This is a genomic window from Micromonospora sp. NPDC002389, from assembly GCF_040296095.1.
Classification (GTDB): Bacteria; Actinomycetota; Actinomycetes; order Mycobacteriales; family Micromonosporaceae; genus Micromonospora.
On record NZ_JBEOWP010000004.1, the window covers coordinates 444406 to 465688 of the forward strand.

Here is a 21283-nt window from a genome sequence, read left to right on the forward strand (position 1 = left end):
CTGTGGACCGTGCGGGTGACCGGCCGATGGCACAGGATGAAGCAGACCCGGCCCACGGCCGTAGGGAGGTGCGGCACGATGAGCAGAGACGGAAAGGTCGTGAGGATGAGCCACCAGACGCCGGCCACGCATCGCCCGTTGCCCACCGCGCTCGCCGAGGCCGCCACCATGGCCGGTCGGGCCCCGTCGGTGCACAACTCGCAGCCGTGGCGCTGGCGGGTCCTGCCCGACGCGCTGGAGCTGCGGATGGTCCGCGACCCGCAGTTGACGGCGACCGATCCGGAGGGCGAGCTGGTCCGGTTGAGCTGCGGGGCGGCGCTGCACCACGCCCGGCTGGCGCTGGCCGCCGAGGGCTGGACGGCCACCGTACGGCGGATGCCCGACCCGGCGGAGCCGGACCTGCTCGCCCGGCTGACCGACCCGCGTCCCGGCGGGGCCGACCCGGACGCGATGCGCGCCGTGCAGTGCATGCAGGTCCGGCACACCGACCGGCGACCGGTCAGTGACGAACCGGTCGGCGACGAACGACTGGACGCGGTCAGCACCGCCGCCTACCAGGAGGGCGCCCGGGTGGAGATCCTCGACCGCGACCAGGTGCTGGAGTTGGCCGCTGCCGCCTCGCGCGCCGCCGCCGTCGAGTCGGACGACTCCCGGCTGCGCGAGGAGTTGGACTACTGGACCAGCCGGGCCGCCGGGACCGGGCTGACCTCCGAGGTGCTACCCGAGCAGGCGGCGCAGACCACCGTGCCGGGCCGGGACTTCGGCCGCCCGGGGACGTTGCCGGTGGGGCCGGGGCACGACCGGGCCGCGTCGTACGGGGTGCTCCACGGCGACCAGGACGAGCCGGTGGACTGGCTGCGGGCCGGTGAGGCGCTCTCGGCCGCCTGGCTGACCGCCACCCGGCTGGGTGTCTCGGTGGTACCGCTGAGCGGGGTGGTGGAGGTGCCGGCGACCCGGCAGGTCCTGCGCGGGGTGCTGGCCGGGCTCGGCCACCCGTACCTCGTCCTGCGGCTCGGGGTCGCGGACCCGGCGAACGCCGGTCCGCCGCACACGCCGCGACTGGACCGTGCGCAGGTGGTGGACGTGTCCGCCGTGGAGGGGACAGCCGGTTAGCATCGCCGGGTGACCGTCGGCGAACCCCACCCCCGGCACGAGCCGCCCTCTCTCGGCCTCAGTCCGCTCTCCCGCGTCCACCTGGACGAACTGCTCCAGGAGATGCTGGACCGCGTCGGGGAGGTGATGACGAGCCGGGAACGGCTGCGGGCTCTGCTCGACGCGGTGGTCGGCATCGGCACCGACCTGGACCTGCGCAGCACCCTGCAACGGATCGTGCAGTCCGCCTGCGACCTGGCCGGCGCCCGGTACGGCGCGCTCGGCGTGATCGGCACCGACCGGACGCTGCACGACTTCATCACCCACGGCATCTCCCCCGAGCTGCACGCCAGGATCGGTGACCTGCCGCATGGCCGGGGCGTGCTCGGCCTGCTGATCGACGACCCGAAGCCGCTGCGGATGCCGGACATCACCCAGCACCCGCGCTCCTACGGGTTCCCGCCGAACCACCCGCCGATGCACACCTTCCTCGGGGTGCCTGTCCGCATCCGCGACCAGGTCTTCGGCAACCTCTATCTGGCCGAGAAGCAGGGCGGCGCGCAGTTCACCGAGGACGACGAGGAGATCGTCGTGGCGCTCGCCGCGGCGGCCGGGGTGGCGATCGAGAACGCCCGGCTGTACGCGCTGGCGCACCGGCGGGAACGCTGGCTCGCCGCCACCGCCGAGATCACCTCGCTGCTGCTCGGCGAGGTACGCCGCACCGACGCGCTGACGCTGGTGGCGCGCCGGGCCCGCGAGGTCGCCGAGGCCGAACTGGCGCTGGTGCTGCTCTATGACGACGAGGCCGACCACTTCACGGTGGAGGTGGTCGACGGCGCCGGCGCTCAGGCCCGCGCGCTGGTCGGCACGGTGCTGCCGGCGGCGGACACCAGCTTCGCCGGGCCCATCGCGCAGCGCCGGCACGACTCGGTGGACGACCTCGCCCACGCCGCTCCCTGGCCGGCGGTGCTGCACACCGGGCCGGCGGTGATCTCGCCGCTGGCCACCGCCGACACCCTGCACGGCGTCCTGGTGATCGCGCACACGGCCGAGCACGGTGGTGCCACCGACGAGGACGTGGCGCTGCTCGGCAGCTTCGCCGGACAGGCCGCGCTGGCCATGGAACGGGCGCGCGGCCAGGAGGAGCGCGAGCAGTTGGTGGTCCTGGAGGACCGCGAGCGGATCGCCCGGGACCTGCACGACGTGGTCATCCAGCGGTTGTTCGCCACCGGTCTGCACCTGCAGAGCGCGGTGCCGCTGGCGGCGCGGCCCGAACTCACCAAACGGCTCAACGCGGCGGTCGACGACCTGGACGCCACCATCTCCGACATCCGCCGCACCATCTTCGAACTGCGTAGCCCGGTGAGCGCGGCGCTGCGCACCGAGATCCGCGAGGCGGTGGAGGTGGCCACCGAGTCGTTGGGCTTCCGTCCCCGGCTGGAACTGACCGGCCCGGTCGACAGCGCCGTCCCGGACGCGGTCCGCCCCGACCTCACCGCCGTGCTCCGGGAGGCCCTGTCCAACGCGGTACGCCACGCCGAAGCGTCGGCCGTGACGGTCTCGGTACGGGTCGACGGTGGCCGGGTGACCGTGCTGGTCACCGACGACGGGGTGGGATGCGACCCGGCCGCCGCCCGGGGCGGGCTGGTGAACCTGCGCGAACGCGCGGAACGCCACGACGGCACCTTCGAGGTACGCCCGGCTCGTCCGCGCGGCACCGAACTGCGCTGGTCGATCCCGCTGCGGGACTGACCGGCGCAGTCGCGCGTACGCGTCAGCGGGGTTTGCCGAGCAGCCGGGTGGCCAGCACGGCGGCCTGGGTACGCCGTTCCAGGCCGAGCTTGGCCAGCACGCTGGAGACGTAGTTCTTGACCGTCTTCTCGGCCAGGAACATCTTGCCGGCGATCTCCCGATTGGTCAGTCCCTCGGCGACGTACTCCAGGATCCGCCGTTCCTGCTCGGTGAGGGACTGCAACTCGCGCGGCTGCTCCACCCCGCTGCGGATGCGGTCCAGGACGCGGGTGGTGATCGCCGGGTCGAGCAGCGACTGTCCGGCCGCCACCCGGCGTACCGCGTCGACCAGGTCGGTGCCGCGGATCTGCTTGAGCACGTACCCGGAGGCTCCGGCCATGATCGCCGCGAACAGCGCCTCGTCGTCCTCGTACGAGGTGAGGATCAGGCCCTTGATCGAGGAGTCCACGGCCCGTACGTCCCGACACACGTCGATGCCGTTGCCGTCGGGGAGCCGGGCGTCGAGGATCGCCACGTCGGGGCGGAGCGCCGGGATCCGGCGGGCGGCCTCCGGCGCGGAGCCGGACTCGCCGACCACCTCTATGTCGCCGCTGGCCTGGAGCAGGTCGGCTAGGCCACGACGGACGACCTCGTGGTCGTCGAGCAGGAACACCCGGATCATCCCTCGTTTCTACCCGTTCTCCCCCACCACACGCACGGGCCGAAGGTCCCGTCCCGAGGGGTCGACGCCGGTGCGAGGCGTCCGGGCCGGGGCGGGGTGTCCCGGGGGTTCGGGACGTGTGGCCCTGCTGGGCGGGGGTTCCCGAGGCGCACCGTAGGGAGGTACCGGCGAGCGTGAGGGGGCAGGACCATGGAGACCGGCTACACCGTCGAGCAGCTTCGGGTCGCCGCGGCCGACGCGATTCGGGCGCCGTCCCTGCACAACGTCCAGCCCTGGCGGTTCCGGCTGCGCGACGGCGGGATCGAGGTGCTGCTCGACCCGCAGCGGCGGCTGCCCGCCACCGACCCGAGCGGCTGGGGTGCCCGGGTCGCCGGTGGCGCGGCACTGTTCAACCTGCGGCTGGCGCTGGCGGTGGCGGGTAACCCGGCCACCGTCCGGCTGCGGCCGTACCCGGCGGAACCGACCGTGCTGGCCCGATTGGTGCCGGACCTGCCACGCCGACCGACTCCGGCCGAGCAGAACCTGCACGCGGCGATCCGCCGCCGGTTCAGCAACCGTGCCCCGTTCTGGCCGGACCCGGTACCCGCCGACACCCGTTGGCGCCTCGGCGAGGCGGCCCGCGCGGAGCACTGCTGGCTGGAACTGCTGATCGGGGTCAGCGCGGTCACCGCCTTCGCCGAGATCGCCCGTGGCGCGCACCGTGTCCTCGAACGCGACCCCGCCTACCGGGCCGAACGCGTCGCCTGGGCACGCGCCGAGCCCGCGCCCGACGGGGTGCCGGCCGCAGCCGGCGGGCCGCAGGCCGAACCCCAGGACCTGCTGCCGTCGCGCGGCTTCGGTGGCGCCCAGCGCGCACCCGGCCGCGACTTCGAGCCGGAGCCGCTGGTGGCGGTGCTCGGTTCGGCCGGCAACACCGCCGTCGACCAGGTCGTCGCCGGGCAGGCGTTGCAGCGGGTCCTGCTCGCCGCCACCGACTCCGGGCTGTCCGTGTCGATGCTGTCCCAGCCGATCGAGGTGCCCTCGGCCCGCGAACAGCTCCGGATGTCGTTGGGGAGGTTCGGCACCCCGCAGATGGTGATGCGGATCGGGTTCGGTCGACCCGGCCGGCCCACCCCACGCCGCCCGGTCGACGAGACGCTGGACCTGCCGGTGCGCCTCGGCTGACCGGGTGACGTCGCGGGGAGGGCCGGGCCGACGCTCAGTGGGCTGGCGGAACCGGGTGGCCGGTGGCCAGCTCGGCGAGCAGGGCGGCCTCGCGGACCGGGTCGAGACCCACCGGCTCCCGGGCCGGTCGGCCCGCCCGGTCGGGCACCGTGCCGACCCGGCGCAGCCATTCCCAGGTGTCGGCGACGGTGTCGGAGACCGGTCGACCGGTGAACCCGGCGGCGAACGCCCGACTCACGTCGATCTGCTGCATCCACCGGTACGCGTGGCCGGGCGGCAGCCAGACCGGCAACTCGGTCCACGGTGACACGCCCGCGTCGCGCAGACGCTCCGGCCCGACCCACCGCAGCGACGCGTCGGCGCCGGTCGCCGCGACAGCGGCGGCGAGCAGTTCCCCCATGGTGGTGTGCCCGGCACGGTCCACCACGTTGACGGCACCGCCGAGGCCGGCGGCACCGGCGTCGAGCAGGAAGACGGCCAGGTCCCGCACGTCGACGTACTGCACCGGCAGGTCGGCGGGACCGGGCGCGAGCACGTCACCGCCCCGGGCGATGCGCGTCAGCCACCACGGCAACCGGCCGATGTCCTCGCCAGGGCCGAGGATCAGCCCGGCCCGGCCCAGCAGCACCCGGTCGCCGAAGACCTCCTGCACCGCCCGCTCGGCACCGCGTTTGAGGGTCGGGTAGTCGCCGTCGGCGGCGTCCGGGTCGGCGTCGACCACGGCGGCGTCCTCGGTCACCCCGGCGGGAACCGGCGGCGCGTAGACCGCACCGGAGGAGACGTAGACGTAGTGCCCGACCCGTCCGGCGAGCATCCGCGCGCCGGCTTGGGCGGCCCGGGGCGCGCCGTCCCAGGTGTCGACCACCACGTCCCACTCGCCGTCGGCCAGCGCGGCCAACCCGTCCGAGGTGGTGCGGTCGCCGACCAGGTGTCGTACGCCGTCCGGAGGAGCCCCGTGCCGCCCCCGGTTGAACACCGTCACCGACCATTCACGACGGAGGCCCTCGGCGACCGTCGCCCGGCCCACGAACCCGCTGCCGCCCAGCATGAGCATTCTCATGTGGTCCACCCTGCCGTGGGTCGGGCGTGACGAGGCACCTCGTTCACCGACAGCGGATCTGCCCTGGGCAGAAGCCGGTCCGGTGCCGTGCCCGGCGGACGCCTACGGCGTGCGCCGGGCACGGGCTTCGGCAGGGCGGTGCCGCGGGCACGGCGGGCACCCCTGGCCGGCTCCTTCATCGAAGGTTGGCACGCTAAATCGTCGTCGCGACCGAGACGCGCGTCAACAACTTCCGGAAAAGTATCGGTAGCTCATCCGGTGGTCGACCGGGTGGCGGCGCTGTCCCGCACGACCAGTTCGGTGGCCAACTCGATCCGAGGGCTCTCCACCTTCTCCCCCTTGGCCAGCCGCAGCACCGTACGCGCCGCCAACATCCCCATCTCGGCCAACGGCTGACGCACCGTGGTCATCGGCGGCGAGGACCAGCGCACCTCCGGCAGGTCGTCGAAGCCCACCACGCTGACGTCGTCCGGCACCCGCAACCCCCGCTGCCGGACCGCCTCGTACACCCCCAACGCCATCTGGTCACTGGACGCGAAGATCGCCGTCGGCGGATCGGCCAGCCCCAGCAGGCGGGTGCCGCCCACGAACCCCGACTCGTGATAGAAGTCGCCCGGGCAGACCAGCGCGTCGTCGAAGCCCAGCCCGGCGGCCTCCAGCGCCGCGCGGTAGCCGTCCATCCGGGCCCGGCTGCACATCAACTGCGGCGGCCCGGCGATGAACCCGATCCGCCGGTGACCCAGCCCGATCAGGTACTCGGTGGCCCGCAGGCCGCCCGCCCAGTTGGTGGCACCGACCGTCGGCGCGTCCTGCGGCGGCAGGCCGTCGGCGTCCACGATCACCACCGGGACGTCCATCCGCCGTAGCTCGGCCCGCATCGGCGCTTCGACCATGGACGTCACGAAGATGACGCCCTCGGTGCCCCGGCCGCGCAGGCTGGTCAGCCACTGCTCGGCGGGAGCGGTCTGCCGGTGGATGGCGGAGACCACCGTACCCACCCCGGCGGCGTGCGCGACGTCCTCCACACCCCGGATGATCTCCACCGCCCACGGGCTGTCCAGGTCGTTGAAGACCAGGTCCACCAACCCCGAACTCGCCCGCATACTCGGCGGACGCCGCTGGTACCCGTGCCGGGTCAGCAACTCCTCCACCCGCTGACGCGTCTGGGGAGCCACGTCCGAACGCCCGTTGATCACCCGCGACACGGTCGGCACGGACACGCCGGCCAGATCGGCGATCGCCGAAATCGTGACCCTGCGGGTCTCTCTGGCAACCACAGCTCCACCCACCCAACCCGGTACGGCGACCCACCCGGCGAGGCAGCCGACAACTCCTACCCTAGTGCCGGAATTTTCACGCGCATACCGGGAGGTGGGGCAGATCCTTCGGGCCGTCGGGTGGTCAGCTCCTCGGCGCCGCCGCGCTGTCCCGGACGACCAGTTCGGTGGCCAACTCGATCCGGGGGCTCTCCACCTTCTCCCCCTTGGCCAGCCGCAGCACCGTACGCGCCGCCAACATCCCCATCTCCGCCAACGGCTGACGCACCGTGGTCAACGGGGGCGAGGACCAGCGCACCTCCGGCAGGTCGTCGAAGCCGACCACGCTGACGTCGTCCGGCACCCGCAGACCCCGCTGTCGGACCGCCTCGTACACCCCCAACGCCATCTGGTCACTGGACGCGAAGATCGCCGTCGGCGGATCGGCCAGCCCGAGCAACCGCACCCCGCCGGAGAACCCCGCCTCGTGATAGAAGTTGCCGACCTGGATCAACCGGTCGTCCACCGGGATACCGGCCGTCTCCAGCGCCGCGCGGTAGCCGTCCATCCGGGCCCGGCTGCACATCAACTGGGGCAGTCCGGCGATGAACCCGATCCGCCGGTGACCCAGCCCGATCAGGTACTCGGTGGCCCGCAGGCTGCCGGCCCAGTTGGTGGCACCGATCGTCGGCGCGTCCTGGGCGGGGACACCGGCCGGGTCGACGATCACCACCGGGATGTTGAGGCGGCGCAGCTCGGCCTGCTGCGGTCCCTCCAACGTGGAGGTGACGAAGATGACGCCCTCGGTGGAGCGGGTCCGGATGTTGTCCAGCCACTGCTTGGCCGAGGAGGTGCGGCGGTGGATGGCGGAGACCACCGTACCCACCCCGGCGGCGTGCGCGACGTCCTCCACACCCCGGATGATCTCCACCGCCCACGGGCTGTCCAGGTCGTTGAAGACCAGGTCCACCAACCCCGAACTCGCCCGCATACTCGGCGGACGCCGTCGGTATCCGTGCCGGGTGAGTAACTCCTCCACCCGCTGACGCGTCTGGGGGGCTACGTCCGAACGCCCGTTGATGACCCGTGAGACGGTCGGCACCGACACGCCGGCCAGGCGGGCGATCGCCGCGATGGTCACTGTGCGGTTGTCGTTGGCAGCCACGCGGCGCCTCCATCTCCTCGCTCGATGGACGCCGCCGACGGAGGCGTCACTGCTGGCTCTTCGCCACCGCGGTGATGTCCTTGACGATCTGATCCGCCCGCTTGCGGCCGACCATCAGCTCGGCGACGCTGTCGTTGACCTGCTGGCCGACCGCCGGCGGGTACGCCTGGTCGAGGTAGAGCTGGAAACCGGCAGCGACGGCCAGGTGCGCCGCCACCACCTGGTTGTTCGGGTCCTTGATCCGGCCGACGGCGGCCAGGTTGGTGGGCAGCACGGCACCGGTCTCGGCGGCCCGGCGCTGGTTCTCCGACCGCAGCAGCGTGCGCAGGAAGTCCACCGTCGCGGGCGGCGCGTCGCGGCCGACCGCGAAGCCGTTGCCGCCGCCGAACGCGTCGGTGGCGTCGCCCTTGCCGCCCTCCACCGTCGGGAAGGTGAAGAAGCCGAGCTGGTTGCCGATGCCGCGCTTGCTGTTCGACGACGACGCCTGGATCGAGGGCGCCCACTGGCCCATCAGCTCCATGGCGGCCTCGCCGTTGCCCATCGCCGCACCCTGCCCGTCCGCCGTGCCGTACTCCGCCGAGCGCCAGTTCCGCTGGAACGGCTTGAGATCGATCAGCTCCTGCAGACGCTCACCCGCGGCCACGAACTCCGGGGTGTCGAAGTTCCCGGTCTCACCCGCGCGGCGCAGGGCCTCCAGGCCACCGACACGCATCACCAGGTACGCCCAGTAGAAGTGCCCCGGCCACTTGTCCTTGCCGGCGAGCGCGATGGGGGTGATGCCCCGGGCCTTGAGCTTGCCGACCGCCTCCAGCAGCCCGGTCCAGGTGGTCGGCGGCGAGGTGATGCCGGCGTCGGAGAAGTGGTCCCGGTTGTACCAGAAGCCGGTCATACCGACGTCGAACGGGATGCCGTAGATCCGTCCGTCGATCGTGTAGGGCTGCAACGCGGCCGGCAGCAACTGCCCGATCCACGGCTCCACGTCGGCCGTGATGTCCTTGACCAGGCCCGCCTCCACCTGCTGCCGCAACAGGCCGCCGCCCCACGACTGGAACAGGTCCGGTGGCGTGCCCTTCTTGGTGATCTCGGCCAGCTCGGCCTTGAAGATCTCGTTCTCCAGCGGCGTGATGTCGAACGTCACGTTCGAGTGCCGGCCCGAGTACACCCGCGCCAGGTCGGCCCAGACCGGCAGCATCGGCTCGGTGTTCTGGATGTGCCACCAGTTGATCGTCTGCGGGGCACCGGCGTTGTCGGACTCGTCCCCGCCGCATCCTCCGAGCAGGAAGGCACCGGCGCCGAGACCGGCCAGGCCGAGAAGTGACCTGCGGGAGACGGGCGCTGTCATCTGTATCCCTTCGACAACCGGTGACGTACGCATGGGGGCACCGCGATCGGCGACAGGCCGCGAATGGCAGTTCGAAAGTTTCAACCCGTTGCCGGTATTTTCGACGTGATGGCCGGCACGTTACGACGCGTCGACGTACGCGGTCAAGAGGGCTGTCGCAAGCAGACACTACCGGCTACGGTGAGCCGAATCTTGGCGGGTTCCCGCAGCCCACTTCCGGAAATCCACCGGGATCGAAGCCTGAAGGAGTAGCGCATGTCGGCCGAGACCGCGGACGTGGCCACCACCCGGTCGATCCGGAACCCGATCCTCGCCGGTTTCCACCCCGACCCCTCCATCCTGCGCGTCGGCGACGACTACTACCTGGCCACCTCGACCTTCGAGTGGTATCCGGGCGTGCGCGTGCACCATTCCACGGACCTGGTGCACTGGCGTGACCTGGGTGGGATCGTCACCGACCGCCGCCTGCTCGACCTGCGCGGCTGCGACGACGCCGCCGGGATCTGGGCACCCGACCTGACCCACCACGACGGACTGTTCCACCTCGTCTACAGCGACGTGGCCAGCTTCGCGGGCGGCTACTGGGACGCGCAGAACTTCCTCACCACCGCACCGAGCATCGCCGGCCCGTGGTCGGAGCCGGTACGGCTGCACTCACACGGCTTCGACGCCGCCCTGTTCCACGACGACGACGGCACCACCTGGGTGCTCGCGCTGAGCGCCGAGTGGCGGCCCGGCCGCGACCGCTTCGGCGGCATCGAGATCCAGCAGTACGACCCGGTCGGCAAGCGCATGGTCGGCGAGCCACGGGTCATCTTCACCGGCACCGACGTCGGCCTGACCGAGGGACCGCACCTGTACCGCCGCGACGGCTGGTACTGGCTGGTCACCGCCGAGGGCGGCACGAGCTGGGAGCACCAGGTCACGGTGGCCCGCTCGCGCGAGCTGTTCGGGCCGTACGAGGTCGACCCCGCCGGACCGCTGCTCACCTCCGTCGGTCGGCCCGACCTCAGGTTGCAGAAGGCCGGACACGGCAGCCTGGTGCAGACCCCGCACGGCGACTGGTACCTGGCGCACCTGGTCGGCCGCCCGTACACCCCGCTCGGGAAGTGCGTGCTGGGGCGGGAGACCGCCCTGCAGAAGGTGGACTGGCCGTCCGGCGGGTGGCCCCGCATCGACGGCGGGATCCCGGCCGACGAGGTCCCGGCTCCGGACCTGCCGGCCCACCCGTGGCCGGCGGAACCGGCCGTCGACCACTTCGACGCACCCGAACTGGCGGTGTGCTGGTCGACTCTGCGCCGCCCGGCCGACGACGACTGGATCGACCTGCGCTCCCGACCCTCGCACCTGCGGGTGCACGGTGGACAGTCGCCGACCGGCAAGCAGACCCCGAGCCTGGTCGCCCGCCGGGTCGGTGCGACGCACTGTTCGCTGGAGACGGTCGTCGAGTTCGACCCGCGCGACCACCGGCACCTGGCCGGCGTGACCGGCTACTACAACACCCGCAACTGGCACCACCTCTATCTGACCCGTGCCGACGACGGGCGCGTCGTGCTGGAGGTGCTCAGCTGCGACCGGGGGCGGCGCACCGCGTACCCGGAGCTGACCGTCAACACCGGCGGCGCCCGCCGGGTCGGCCTGCGGGTGACCTTCGACGGCCCGGTGTTGCGCTTCGAGTACGACCTGGGTGACGGCTGGCAGCAGGTGCCGGTCGAGTTGGACGCCACCATCCTCTCCGACGAGCACGCCACGGAGATGGTCGACGGGGAGTTCACCGCCTGGGGCTTCACCGGTTCGCTGCTCGGGCTCTGGGTGCAGGACATCGGCGGTGACGGCCGGTACGCCGACTTCGACCACGCCACCTACCTCGAACACTGACCGGAGACGCGTCCGGAAAGTTTTCGATATCGCTTTCCAGCTCTCTGAGCAGGCAATATGCCGAGAGTCGGACGTATCGACCGTTGACGCCCCGGCATCGACGGCCGTAACGTTTCGACCAAGTTACCGGACGCTCCCGGAACGACCGCATCGCCACCGCAGCATCGTCGCCGTGCCAGGTGGGGCGGGTCCGCGCCCCACGCGACCTACTCGCCGCACCACCTCGTCGGAAGGCCACCGGTGATGCCACCGTCCACCCAGTCTCGCCACGCCCCCTACCCCGCCGTCACGTTACGGCCGGGCATCGGGCCCCCGCCGGCACGCCCGGTCGAGGTGATCGACACCGGGCAGGTCCTCTGCCTCACCTTCGACGACGGGCCCCATCCGGTGCACACCCCGCGCCTGCTCGACGTGCTGGCCGACCACGACGTCCGGGCGATCTTCTTCCTCCGGGGCGACCAGGTCGTCAGGTACCCGGAGGTGGTCCGCCGGATCACCGCCGAGGGCCACGTGCTCGGCAACCACGGGATGCGGCACGACGACATGAGCGGCTGGGCCGCCGGACGCATCGCCTCGGACCTGCTGGAGACCAACGCGGTGATCCGGCAGGCCGTCCCGTACACCCGGGTCGGCTACTTCCGCGCCCCGTACGGCGCATGGGGTCAGACCCCCACCGTCGCCGCCGCGCTCGGCATGCGGCCGATGGGGTGGCGGCTCGCCGTCACCGACTGGGAGCCACCCGGCACCGACGAACTGCTGCGGCGACTCACCGACGGTGCCGCACCCGGCGCGGTGGTGCTGCTGCACGACGGGGGTGGAGACCGGAGCCAGACCGTCGACGCGGTGGACCGCTTCGTGCCGTCGGCACGTACCGCTGGATGGCGCTTCGCCCTGCCCGACAACAGCGGACGTCACTGACGGCGAGAAGCTCAGCCTGCTCCCTCGACGGGGGCGAATAGCCGAGGAGCGTGTGGCCCGCCCAGCCAAGATCACGCTCAATCCGGGATCGAGTGGCTTCACCGGCGGCACCATAACCACTCGATCCAGGATCGAGCACGACCTTGAGGTCTCCGTGTGGGTACCCAGATCTTCGTCCGGTGACAGTGGCCTAGTGCGGTACGGCGGTGGGCGATACTGGGTTTGAACCAGTGACCTCTTCCGTGTCAAGGAAGCGCGCTCCCACTGCGCCAATCGCCCGTGGAGACCGCCGACACCCGAGGGGTGTGGGCAGGCTGCGAGCGGACGACGGGATTCGAACCCGCGACCCTCACCTTGGCAAGGTGATGCGCTACCAGCTGCGCTACGTCCGCGTGCCCCGCGAAGTGCCGGGGACGCGCCAACTCTACCCGATGACAAGATCGCTCGACCGCCCACCCCGCTTCCCGACGTGATTGTGCCGGTCACCGTCGGGGTACAGACCCTCACGACAGCACACCGCGCCCCTGGAAGAAGGAGGCTGTCATGGGTATCGGAACCAGTGTTTTCCTGCTCGCGCTCGGCGCGATCCTCGCCTTCGCGGTCAACGCCAGCATCGGTGGTCTCGACCTGGACGTCGTCGGCTGGATCCTGATGGCCGCCGGCGTACTCGGTCTGATCATGACGACCCTGGTCTGGGGCCGCCGCCGCCAGGTGGTCACCACCAAGCAGCCGGCGGAGTACCGCCGGGTCGAGGAGCGCCGGGACGTCGCGCCGCCGCTGTGAGCGGCGTACGACGGTCGGGTCGGCGGCCGAGGGAGCTGATCGGTCGCCGAGGCAACGACGATGGCGGCCACCGTGCACGGTGGCCGCCATCGTTGTCCGTGCCGGCCAGGGACCGGGTGCCAGCGGTCTAGCTCTGCCTGGTCCGGTTCAGGATGCCGTTCAGGTAGAGCCCCTCCTGGCAGGTCCGGGGGGTGGCGGCGCCGACCGGGGTGCCGGGTTGCCGGCACTCGATGGTGAGGGTCACCTGCGCTCCGGCCGGTACCCGGATCGGGGTGACCGAGTGGTAGTCCTGGTTGCGGAAGTTCTCCAGGCCGTAGGTGACCACCCGCACGTCGTCGGCGGTGATGGTCAACGTGCCGGTGTCCCCCTGCGGGTTGTCGACCAGGAAGTCCGTGAGCAGCAGGACCCGGTTACGGGGCACCGTGTAGCTGCGGGACGCCGTGCTGCCGGGGTTGGTCCGCAGCGTCAGCGCGGTGGCGAACTGCCCACCGCCGGTGGCGGCCGCCGGGGTCGGCGACGGGCTCGCCGGCGGCGCGGCGGGGGTTTCGGCCCGTTCCTGCGCCACGGCCTCCCGGGCCGCCTGGCCGGCGGCCTCGTTCGCGGACGCCTCCATCTGGGTCGCGGCCTGCGCCACCCGCTCGTCGGCGGCCTCCTGAGCGGCCGACTGCACCGCCGGGCGCAGCAGGCCGAACCAGAGCGCCAGCAGGAGCAGCAGCAACGCCAACAACAGCGCCAACAGTTTGAGCAGCCACCCGGAGAGGACGGGCTGCTGCACCAGAGTGCCGTCCAGGGTGATCGCGCGGCCGTCCCGGTCGGTCAGCAGGGCCCGGAACGGCAGGTGACGTGGCGTACCGCGCCAGAGCAGCCGCCGTGTCCGTACGCGGAGCCCGGCCTGGTACTGCTCGCCCGCGGCCAGGATCATCGCCGGCGGGCGGGCCGTGAAGCGCAGTTGCTCCGCCCCGTCGGTCGCGGAGACGGTCAACTCCTCGCCGATGTTGCCGCCGTTGACGACGGCGAGGCGGTAGCGGGCAGTGAGCCGGGCCCGCCGCACCTGCGGCCGGAGTTCGGCGCCCACCTCGGAGAACGGCGCGATGGTCAGCACGCCTTCCTCGACCGTCGCGGTCTCCGGCGCCTCCGACGGGACCACCCGCACGCCGTACGGCAGGTCCCCGGCGCGGACCTCGGAGGACCGGGGCGGACGGACGGTGAGCACGACGGTCTGGCTGGCGCCGGGATAGAGGGACACCCGGGGTGGATCGAACGTCACCCATGCGTCGGGTACGCCGACGATGGCGAGGTCGTACGCTTCGACGACGTCACCCGAGTTGCGGATCGTCACCGGTATGTCGACGTTTTCTCCCGGCACGACCACCGTCGGGGTGTCCACCAGACCCAACGAGACGCTCATGTCCGCCCACGCTAGGCGGGTGGCGACGCCTGCCGACCGTCCGGCGGGGAACCGGCACGGGCAGAACCGTTGCCCGTTAGGTCCACGTTAGGTGCACGCGAAGTCACGCCGGTCATGCTCTGCGGACCGGCGCGGCACCCGCCGTGCCGCGCCGTCCGGGCCGGACGAACAGGTCCGGGCGTCGAGGTGTGGGGGAGGCTGAGGATGCAGCGTGTCACGGTGAGCGTTCACGCGGAGGACCCGATCTCGCGGTCGGGGGTGGAGAGCCAACTGCGTGCCCGACCGGACCTGTGGGTGATCGAGCCGGGCCGGGAGACGCCGGAGAGCGTCTCGCTGGTGGTCGTCGACGTCCTCGACGAGTCGGCCATCCGGCTGCTGCGCCGCCTGCACCGGACCGGCCCGGCCAAACTGGTACTGGTGCCGGCCCGGATCGACGACGCCGGGTTGTCCCAGGCGGTGGAGCACGGCGTGGTGGGGCTGGTCCGCCGCACCGAGGCGAGCGCGGAACGACTCAGCCACATCGTGCTGGCCGTGGCCCGTGGTGAGGGCGCGCTCCCGGCGGACCTGCTGGGTCGGCTGATGGCCCAGATGGGGCGGTTGCAGCGGCAGGTCCTCGAACCACGCGGCCTCACCCTGCTCGGGCTGAGCACCCGGGAGGTGGACGTGCTGCGGCTGGTCGCGGACGGGCTCGACACCCGGGAGATCGCCAGCAAGCTGTCGTACTCGGAGCGGACCGTGAAGAACGTCCTGCACGACGTCACCAGTCGGCTGCAACTGCGCAACCGGGCGCACGCCGTGGCGTACGCGCTGCGCAACGGCCTGATCTGAGGCGTGTTTGCCTGAACGGGCGGAGCCGGATGCCCCCTCGGGTGCCCGGCAGGCCGAGGCGGCCGGACGCCGGAGCACCGGAGGATGACGGTGGCCATCCCGTACGACGTACGCCTCGCGAGGTCCACGTGCGACGCATGATCGGATTCCCTGTCGTCCTGGCCGTGCTGCTCGTCGCCGCGCCGCCACCCACCACAGGGGTCGCCGTCGCCGCGCCCGCACCGGCCCCGACCGCGCCACCCGCACCGGCTCCGAACGACGATCTGAGCCAGCGGATCGCGTACGCCGGCACCGGGCACCGCAGCCTCGGTGTCGTCACGGGCGAGGGCTCCTCGGCGACGGCGGCGCCGTTCTTCGGCACCGGCCCGGGCCACTTCGACGACGAGGTGTCGGCCCGGGGGTCGGCGGTGACCTGGGTGGGCCGGCGGGACGCGCGCACCACTGAGGTCTACCTGCGGCGGGGCACGGGCCCGGTGCTGCGGGTCACCCGGAACTCGACCGACGAGTCCCGGCCGGTCCTCTCCCCCGACGGCACCCGGATCGCGTACAGCTCGGCCGCCGGTCGGGCCGACGGCGCGCACGACGTCTTCGTGGTCGACGTCGCGACCGGCGACAGCCGACGGGTGACCGACGGCACCGGCGACAACAGGTGGCCGACCTGGTCACCGGAGGGCACGACGCTGGCCTTCGCCGGCCTGCGTGGCGACGCCACGCTCCCCCAGGTCTATCGGATCTCCGTCGACGGCGGCCCGGTCGCCCAGGTCACCACCGAGGCGACCGGGGCCGCCGAGCCGGCCTGGGACCCGAACCCGGAGCACGGACGTCTCGCCTACACGGTCGGGCCGGCCGAACCGGCCCCCGAGGTGTGGCTGATCGCCCCGGACGGCACCGCGCGGACCCAGATGCTGCCCGGCGGCTGGCAGGCCCGGCAGCCGGCGTGGACCGCCGACGGGACCACCGTGGCGTTCGTCAGCCGGACGCTGCCCGACGGCAGCGCGAGCGGTGACGTCGACCGGGTCTACTCGGTGCTGGTGCAGGAGGACGTGTGTCAGTGCGTGGTGGTGCCGCGACTCGACGAGAACCGCGACGTCAGCCATCCCACCTGGTACGCCGCGCCCGGCAGCGACACCGAGTCCCTGCTGGTCGGCCGGACCAGCGCCCTCGACCGGACCACCGCCACCCTCCAGGACATCCGGCCCGACGGGGTGGACCCGCGCGACCTGGGCGTATCGGTGCTCCGCGAGGACCCGGGGGCGCTCGACAACTCCTTGCTGCTCTGGGAGCCGGTGGACGGTGATCCGTGGTTCGAGCGGCAGGCGTACTCGCCGGACGGGCGACAGATCGCGGTCACCCGGTTCGAGACGGTCGACGGCGTACGGACCGAACGGTTGTGGATCGTGGACGCCGACGGTGGTCGGCCACGGCTGCTGCCGATCGCCGGGCGGGGCAGCGGCGACCGGGAGACCGACCCGGCGTGGTCGCCCGACGGCACCCGGCTGGCCCTGGTCCGCAACTCGCCGGGCGACGGCCCGGGAGGACGTACCCCCTCCCGGATCGAGGTGGTCGACGCCGTCAGCGGGGAGCTCCTGCTGGACCTGCCGGTCCCGGCACCGCTGGCCGGACTCGACGACACCCAGCCCGCCTGGTCGCCCGACGGCACCCGGATCGCCTTCACCCGAGGCACCTACCGGGGTGAGGTGTCGACCCACATCTGGACCGCCAACGCCGGCAACGGCCTCGACCAGACCGACCTGACCGAGACGATCTGCGGCGTCGGGTGCCCGGTCGTCGACGACAGCGCGGCGTTCTCGCCGGACGGCACCCGGCTGGCCTTCAACCGGGAGGCCGACGGCCTGGTCCTGCTCGACCTGGACGACGGCGACTGCCGTCTGCTGCTGCCCGCCGGTGGCGGGTCGTGCGCCCTGCCGGTGCCCGACCGCGAGGACGCCCCGCACCAGCCCCGCGACGTGGCCTGGTCGCCGGACGGCCAGCGGCTCGCCTTCTCGGCCCGCCGCGCCGAGGGCAACAACTCGCCCGAGGCACTGTGGAGCTACGACCTGGCCGCCGGCACCGTCGGACCGCTCACCGGGCACCTGCCCGGACGGCAGAAGGAGCCGAGCTGGCAGCGCCGCGTGGACGTCGCCACCAGCGTGTCGGCACCCGCGCCCACCACCACGGTCGGCGGGCGGACCTCGCTGCGGTTCGCCGTCACCGACCAGGGGCCGACCGCCGCCGACGACGTCCAGGGCACCCTCCGCGTACCGGCCGGGCTGTCAGTGACCGGCCTCGACACGTCGGCCGGTGAGTGCGTGCTCGCCACCCTGCGCTGCGCGCTGGGCCGCGTCGAGGTGGGACGCACCGTCGAGGTCCGGGTCGACCTGGTGGGCGACGCTCCCGGCAGCTTCGAGGTGGGCTGGTCGGTCGAGACCAGCCCGACCGACGCGGACCCGTCGGACAACGCCACGGTGACCACCGTCCGGGTCGTACCCGCACCGCCGGACAGTCCGGCCGACCCGACGATCACCGTCTCGGTCGACCCGCAGCCGGGCTACGTCGGCGGCGTCGTCACCGTCCGGTACACGGTGCGCAACGCGGGCGGGACCACCGCGACCGGCCTGCGGGTCCGCGCCGGCCTGCCCGACGGGGTACCGGCCGGTGGGCTCCTGCCCGACTGCCGCGACGACGGCTGCCCGGTGCCGGACCTCGCCCCCGGTGCTGCCGCCACGGTGGGCGGCACGCTCGCCCCCGGCGCGGCCCTCGACACGACCGTCCGGGGCACCGTCTCCACCACCGGCGGCAACGCCGACCCGGACAACGACACCGCCACCGCGCGGCTGCGGGTGCTCCAGCCGCGTATCGAGGCGGTGCCGGGGATCGGACCGCCCGGCTTCGTCGCCACGATCCGGGGCTTCGACTTCCCACCCCGCCAACCGGTGCGCCTGGCCTGGGACATCGGCATCACCGCGACCGCCGCACCGGTACGGCCGGCCGCCGACGGCACCTTCACCGGCCAGGTGCTGGTGCTGCCGAAGGACCGGCTGGGCGAACGCCGGGCGGTGGCCACCGGCACCGGGTTCCGCCCGGTGAACACCCCCTTCCTGGTGGTGCTGCCGGCCCAGCAACCGCCCGGACTGCTGCGCCGCAGCTGGTGACGACGATGGGAGCGGGCGCGTGATACACGAGATCGACGAGGCCCTGCGCGGGCTGGTCGCCACCGAGGCGCTGACGGGTACCGGGGTGGAGGTGTCGTTCGACGCGCCCACCCGGGACTGGGCGACCCGCCGCAACGCACCGACGGTGAACCTGTTCCTCTACGACATCCGGGAGGACCGGTCCCGGTACTTCCAGGGCCGGGTCGCGGAGCGGGACGAGACCGGCCAGACGGTGGCCTGGCACGACTCGCCGCACTTCTTTGCGCTGTCCTATCTGGTCACCGCGTGGACCAACCGGCCCACCGACGAGCACCGCCTGCTCGCCACCCTGCTCGCCGGCCTGGTCCGGTACGACGAGCTGCCGGCCGAGCGGATGACCGGTTCGCTGGCCGCGCTGGGTCTGGCGGTGCCGATGTCGGTCGCCGCGCCGCCCGGCGAGGGACGTGCCCTGGCCGACGTGTGGACCGCGCTCGGGGGCGAGCTCAAACCATCGCTGGACCTGGTGGTCACCGCCCCGGTGTCGACCCGCCGGTCGCCGGCCGCCCCGCCGGTGCGGGAGCGGACCGTCCAGGTCGGCGACGTCGCCGGGGCGCGGGTGAGTCGGCGTACGCACACGATGGCGAACCCCCGCCGGGACGGCGACGGTCGGTTCCCCGGGCCGGGCGGTCTGCGGTGAGCGAGGCAGACGACACGGCGTACCTGTCGGAGCGGCTCGGGCTGCTCGCCGCGCGGGTACGGCAGGCGGTGACCGAGCGCCGCCGGGACGACCCCGACCCGGACGACGCCTTCCGTGGGCTGTACGTGTCAGCCGACCACGCCGAACGCCTGGCCGCCGCACCTGCGCGAACTGCCGCACCTGCGCGAGCTGCCGCGAACGTCGGGGTGTCGAGTAAGGAGGGGTCCCCTGCTAACGCCTCGTGTATAGCAGGGGACCCCTCCTTACATCTCGGCCCGGAACCGCGACTGCTCCGGTTGGCCCGCCGGTTCGGACTCACCGCGCTGGACGTGGACTTCCTGCTGGTCGCGTTGCTGCCCGACGTCGAGGCCCGGTTCGAGAAGCTCTACGGCTATCTCAACGACGACGTCAGCAGGCGTCGCGCCACCATCGGGCTGGCCCTGGAGCTGTGTGGGTTGCCCGCCTCGGCGGTCACCGGTCGGTCCCGGTTCGCCGCCGCCGCGCCCCTGGTCGGCGGTGGGCTGCTGCTGGTCGAGCAGCCGGACCAGCCGTACCTGTCCCGGTCGCTGCGGGTGCCCGACCGGGTGGCCGGGTACCTGCTCGGTGACGACACCGTCGACGCCCGGCTCGCCGAGCTGGCCTGGCCCGTCGGGGACGACACGGCCCCGCCGTCGGACACCGCGCACCGCCTCGGCGCGGCGGTACGCGCCGGAGTGCGCCGGGCCTACCTGCGGGAACAGCCCGGCGCCGTCGCCGACGACCTGGGGGTCGCGGCGCTGGTCTCGGCCGGTTGGGCGGTGCTCCGGCTCGACCTGGACGCGTTGGCCGCCGAGCCGGCCCCGGCCGACGTGCTGGCCGTGGTGGTGCGGGAGGCTCGGCTGCGCGGTGCCGGCCTGGTCGCCGGCCCGGTCCAGGCACTCGACCCGATCGGCGTGCCGGCACATGCCCGTCTGCTGCGTCGGGTCACCGACCAGCCGGTGCCGGTGCTGCTCACCGGGACGGTCGAGTGGGATCCGCACTGGAGCCGGCAGGCGCCGCTGCTGGTCACCGCCGCACCGCTGGACGAGCAGGGCCGGGCCCGGCTGTGGCGCACGGCGGGCGCGGCGCGGGCCGCCGACCGGCCCGAGGGCTGGACCGACGGCGTGGACCCGGCGCGGGAGCTGGCCGCGTACCTGCTCGGCCCGGACCAGATCCGGCGGGCCGCGCAGGCCGCCGACCAGCTCGCGCTCTTCGCGGGCGCGGACCGGGTGGACGCCGGCCACCTGCGCGCGGGGGTACGCGGACAGAACGCCGGTGGTCTGGCCCGGCTGTCCCGGCGGATCGAACCCGGCGTCGGCTGGTCCGATCTGGTGCTGCCCGACCAGGTGCACGACCAGTTGCGGGAGCTGGCCCTGCGGGTGCGGTACCGGGACCGGGTACTCGGCCGGTGGCGGATGCGCCCCGGCGGCGGGCGGGGGCGCGGGGTGCTGGCGTTGTTCGCCGGTGACTCGGGCACCGGCAAGACCATGTCGGCGGAGGTGGTCGCCGCCGACCTCGGTCTGGACCTGTACGTCGTGGACCTGTCCACGGTGGTGGACAAGTACGTCGGCCAGACGGAGAAGAACCTGGAACGGATCTTCACCGAGGCGGCCGGTGTCAACGGGCTGCTGCTGTTCGACGAGGCGGACGCCATCTTCGGCAAACGGTCGGAGGTCAAGGACGCCCGCGACCGGTACGCCAACCTGGAGAGCGCCTACCTGCTGCAACGCATGGAGTCCTTCGACGGCGTCGCGGTGCTCACCACGAACCTGCGCGCCAACCTGGACGAGGCGTTCACCCGGCGGCTCGACCTGATCGTCGACTTCGCCATGCCGGACGTGGCGCAGCGGCGGGCGCTCTGGGACCGTTGCCTCGGCACCGAGCTGCCCCGCGACCCCGACCTGGACCTGGACTTCTGCGCCCGCAGCTTCGAGCTGGCCGGCGGCAGCATCCGGGCCTGCGTGGTGACCGCCGCCTACCTGGCCGCGCAGGCCGGCCGGCCGGTGCGGATGGCGGACCTGGTCGGCGCGGTGCAGCGGGAGTACCGCAAGCTCGGCCGGCTGCTGCTGGAGAGCGAGTTCGGCGCGTACCAACCACGCGGGGAGCCCGCGCGGGTCCACTGACGAGAGG

General features: G+C 72.9%; 16 protein-coding genes and 2 tRNA genes. 10 read left to right on the top strand and 8 right to left on the bottom strand.

What is annotated here, in order from left to right; genetic code table 11:
- Positions 1–105 precede the first annotated feature (105 nt).
- On the top strand, positions 106–1113 hold the full coding sequence (locus ABT008_RS10885; protein WP_350695498.1) for an Acg family FMN-binding oxidoreductase: 1008 nt from the start codon (positions 106–108) through the stop codon (positions 1111–1113).
- Positions 1114–1215: 102 nt separating this feature from the next.
- Positions 1216–2844 carry a GAF domain-containing sensor histidine kinase gene (locus ABT008_RS10890; protein ID WP_350695620.1) on the top strand — a complete coding sequence of 543 codons (1629 nt, stop codon included), beginning with the start codon at positions 1216–1218 and terminating at the stop codon, positions 2842–2844.
- Positions 2845–2866: 22 nt separating this feature from the next.
- On the opposite strand, the gene ABT008_RS10895 is transcribed toward ABT008_RS10890, so the two are convergent.
- Positions 2867–3505 (bottom strand): response regulator, encoded by a 639-nt coding sequence (locus ABT008_RS10895; RefSeq protein WP_117226524.1) that lies wholly within the window; start codon positions 3503–3505, stop codon positions 2867–2869.
- Between the two features lie 189 nt (positions 3506–3694).
- On the opposite strand from ABT008_RS10895, the gene ABT008_RS10900 reads away from it, so the two are divergent.
- Positions 3695–4669 carry an Acg family FMN-binding oxidoreductase gene (locus tag ABT008_RS10900; RefSeq protein ID WP_350695500.1) on the top strand — a complete coding sequence of 325 codons (975 nt, stop codon included), beginning with the start codon at positions 3695–3697 and terminating at the stop codon, positions 4667–4669.
- A gap of 34 nt (positions 4670–4703) precedes the next feature.
- On the opposite strand, the gene ABT008_RS10905 is transcribed toward ABT008_RS10900, so the two are convergent.
- The 4 genes from ABT008_RS10905 to ABT008_RS10920 form a co-directional block, all read right to left on the bottom strand.
- Positions 4704–5729: an NAD-dependent epimerase/dehydratase family protein gene (locus tag ABT008_RS10905; RefSeq protein WP_350695502.1), complete on the bottom strand. Its 1026-nt coding sequence runs from the start codon at positions 5727–5729 to the stop codon at positions 4704–4706.
- A gap of 251 nt (positions 5730–5980) precedes the next feature.
- The gene (locus tag ABT008_RS10910; protein WP_350695503.1) at positions 5981–7006 is read right to left on the bottom strand and encodes a LacI family DNA-binding transcriptional regulator; all 1026 of its coding nucleotides are present in this window, start codon (positions 7004–7006) and stop codon (positions 5981–5983) included.
- Between the two features lie 124 nt (positions 7007–7130).
- The gene (locus tag ABT008_RS10915; protein ID WP_350695504.1) at positions 7131–8150 is read right to left on the bottom strand and encodes a LacI family DNA-binding transcriptional regulator; all 1020 of its coding nucleotides are present in this window, start codon (positions 8148–8150) and stop codon (positions 7131–7133) included.
- Between the two features lie 46 nt (positions 8151–8196).
- Positions 8197–9492: an extracellular solute-binding protein gene (locus ABT008_RS10920; RefSeq protein WP_350695506.1), complete on the bottom strand. Its 1296-nt coding sequence runs from the start codon at positions 9490–9492 to the stop codon at positions 8197–8199.
- 255 nt (positions 9493–9747) lie between these two features.
- Between ABT008_RS10920 and ABT008_RS10925 the strand changes: the two genes are divergently transcribed.
- Positions 9748–11370, top strand: a complete 1623-nt coding sequence (locus tag ABT008_RS10925; RefSeq protein WP_350695508.1) for a glycoside hydrolase family 43 protein — start codon at positions 9748–9750, stop codon at positions 11368–11370.
- 243 nt (positions 11371–11613) lie between these two features.
- Positions 11614–12288, top strand: a complete 675-nt coding sequence (locus ABT008_RS10930; protein WP_350695509.1) for a polysaccharide deacetylase family protein — start codon at positions 11614–11616, stop codon at positions 12286–12288.
- A 207-nt stretch (positions 12289–12495) separates the two neighbouring features.
- Here ABT008_RS10930 and ABT008_RS10935 read toward each other — a convergent pair.
- Together ABT008_RS10935 and ABT008_RS10940 are read right to left on the bottom strand one after the other, a co-directional pair.
- Positions 12496–12567 (bottom strand) — tRNA-Val (locus tag ABT008_RS10935).
- 40 nt (positions 12568–12607) lie between these two features.
- Positions 12608–12680, bottom strand: a tRNA-Gly gene (locus tag ABT008_RS10940).
- A gap of 151 nt (positions 12681–12831) precedes the next feature.
- Between ABT008_RS10940 and ABT008_RS10945 the strand changes: the two genes are divergently transcribed.
- Positions 12832–13071, top strand: coding sequence for a DUF6458 family protein (locus ABT008_RS10945; RefSeq protein WP_350695511.1), 240 nt, complete (start codon positions 12832–12834; stop codon positions 13069–13071).
- 127 nt (positions 13072–13198) lie between these two features.
- Here the strand turns inward: ABT008_RS10945 and ABT008_RS10950 are convergent, their stop codons facing one another.
- Positions 13199–14479, bottom strand: a complete 1281-nt coding sequence (locus ABT008_RS10950) for a COG1470 family protein (protein ID WP_350695513.1) — start codon at positions 14477–14479, stop codon at positions 13199–13201.
- Positions 14480–14698: 219 nt separating this feature from the next.
- Here ABT008_RS10950 and ABT008_RS10955 point away from each other — a divergent pair, with 219 nt between their 5' ends.
- From ABT008_RS10955 to ABT008_RS10970, 4 genes are all read left to right on the top strand, one after another.
- Positions 14699–15307 carry a helix-turn-helix transcriptional regulator gene (locus tag ABT008_RS10955; RefSeq protein WP_350695515.1) on the top strand — a complete coding sequence of 203 codons (609 nt, stop codon included), beginning with the start codon at positions 14699–14701 and terminating at the stop codon, positions 15305–15307.
- Between the two features lie 137 nt (positions 15308–15444).
- Positions 15445–18459, top strand: a complete 3015-nt coding sequence (locus tag ABT008_RS10960; protein WP_350695516.1) for a hypothetical protein — start codon at positions 15445–15447, stop codon at positions 18457–18459.
- Positions 18460–18478: 19 nt separating this feature from the next.
- Entirely contained in the window at positions 18479–19135 is a 657-nt protein-coding gene (locus ABT008_RS10965) for a Pvc16 family protein (RefSeq protein WP_350695517.1), read from the top strand.
- Complete coding sequence (locus ABT008_RS10970) at positions 19132–21276, top strand: ATP-binding protein (RefSeq protein ID WP_350695519.1); 2145 nt, start codon at positions 19132–19134, stop codon at positions 21274–21276. Before ABT008_RS10965 ends, ABT008_RS10970 begins: the two co-directional genes overlap by 4 nt.
- Positions 21277–21283: the final 7 nt, after the last annotated feature.

What these genes read in the sequence shown, in the direction of transcription:
- ABT008_RS10885 (WP_350695498.1), top strand. Translation starts at nt 106, where the DNA reads ATGAGCCACCAGACGCCGGCCACGCATCGCCCGTTGCCCACCGCGCTC.
- ABT008_RS10890 (WP_350695620.1), top strand. Translation starts at nt 1,216, where the DNA reads ATGCTGGACCGCGTCGGGGAGGTGATGACGAGCCGGGAACGGCTGCGG.
- ABT008_RS10895 (WP_117226524.1), bottom strand. Translation starts at nt 3,505, where the DNA reads ATGATCCGGGTGTTCCTGCTCGACGACCACGAGGTCGTCCGTCGTGGC.
- ABT008_RS10900 (WP_350695500.1), top strand. Translation starts at nt 3,695, where the DNA reads ATGGAGACCGGCTACACCGTCGAGCAGCTTCGGGTCGCCGCGGCCGAC.
- ABT008_RS10905 (WP_350695502.1), bottom strand. Translation starts at nt 5,729, where the DNA reads ATGAGAATGCTCATGCTGGGCGGCAGCGGGTTCGTGGGCCGGGCGACG.
- ABT008_RS10920 (WP_350695506.1), bottom strand. Translation starts at nt 9,492, where the DNA reads ATGACAGCGCCCGTCTCCCGCAGGTCACTTCTCGGCCTGGCCGGTCTC.
- ABT008_RS10925 (WP_350695508.1), top strand. Translation starts at nt 9,748, where the DNA reads ATGTCGGCCGAGACCGCGGACGTGGCCACCACCCGGTCGATCCGGAAC.
- ABT008_RS10930 (WP_350695509.1), top strand. Translation starts at nt 11,614, where the DNA reads ATGCCACCGTCCACCCAGTCTCGCCACGCCCCCTACCCCGCCGTCACG.
- ABT008_RS10945 (WP_350695511.1), top strand. Translation starts at nt 12,832, where the DNA reads ATGGGTATCGGAACCAGTGTTTTCCTGCTCGCGCTCGGCGCGATCCTC.
- ABT008_RS10950 (WP_350695513.1), bottom strand. Translation starts at nt 14,479, where the DNA reads ATGAGCGTCTCGTTGGGTCTGGTGGACACCCCGACGGTGGTCGTGCCG.
- ABT008_RS10960 (WP_350695516.1), top strand. Translation starts at nt 15,445, where the DNA reads ATGATCGGATTCCCTGTCGTCCTGGCCGTGCTGCTCGTCGCCGCGCCG.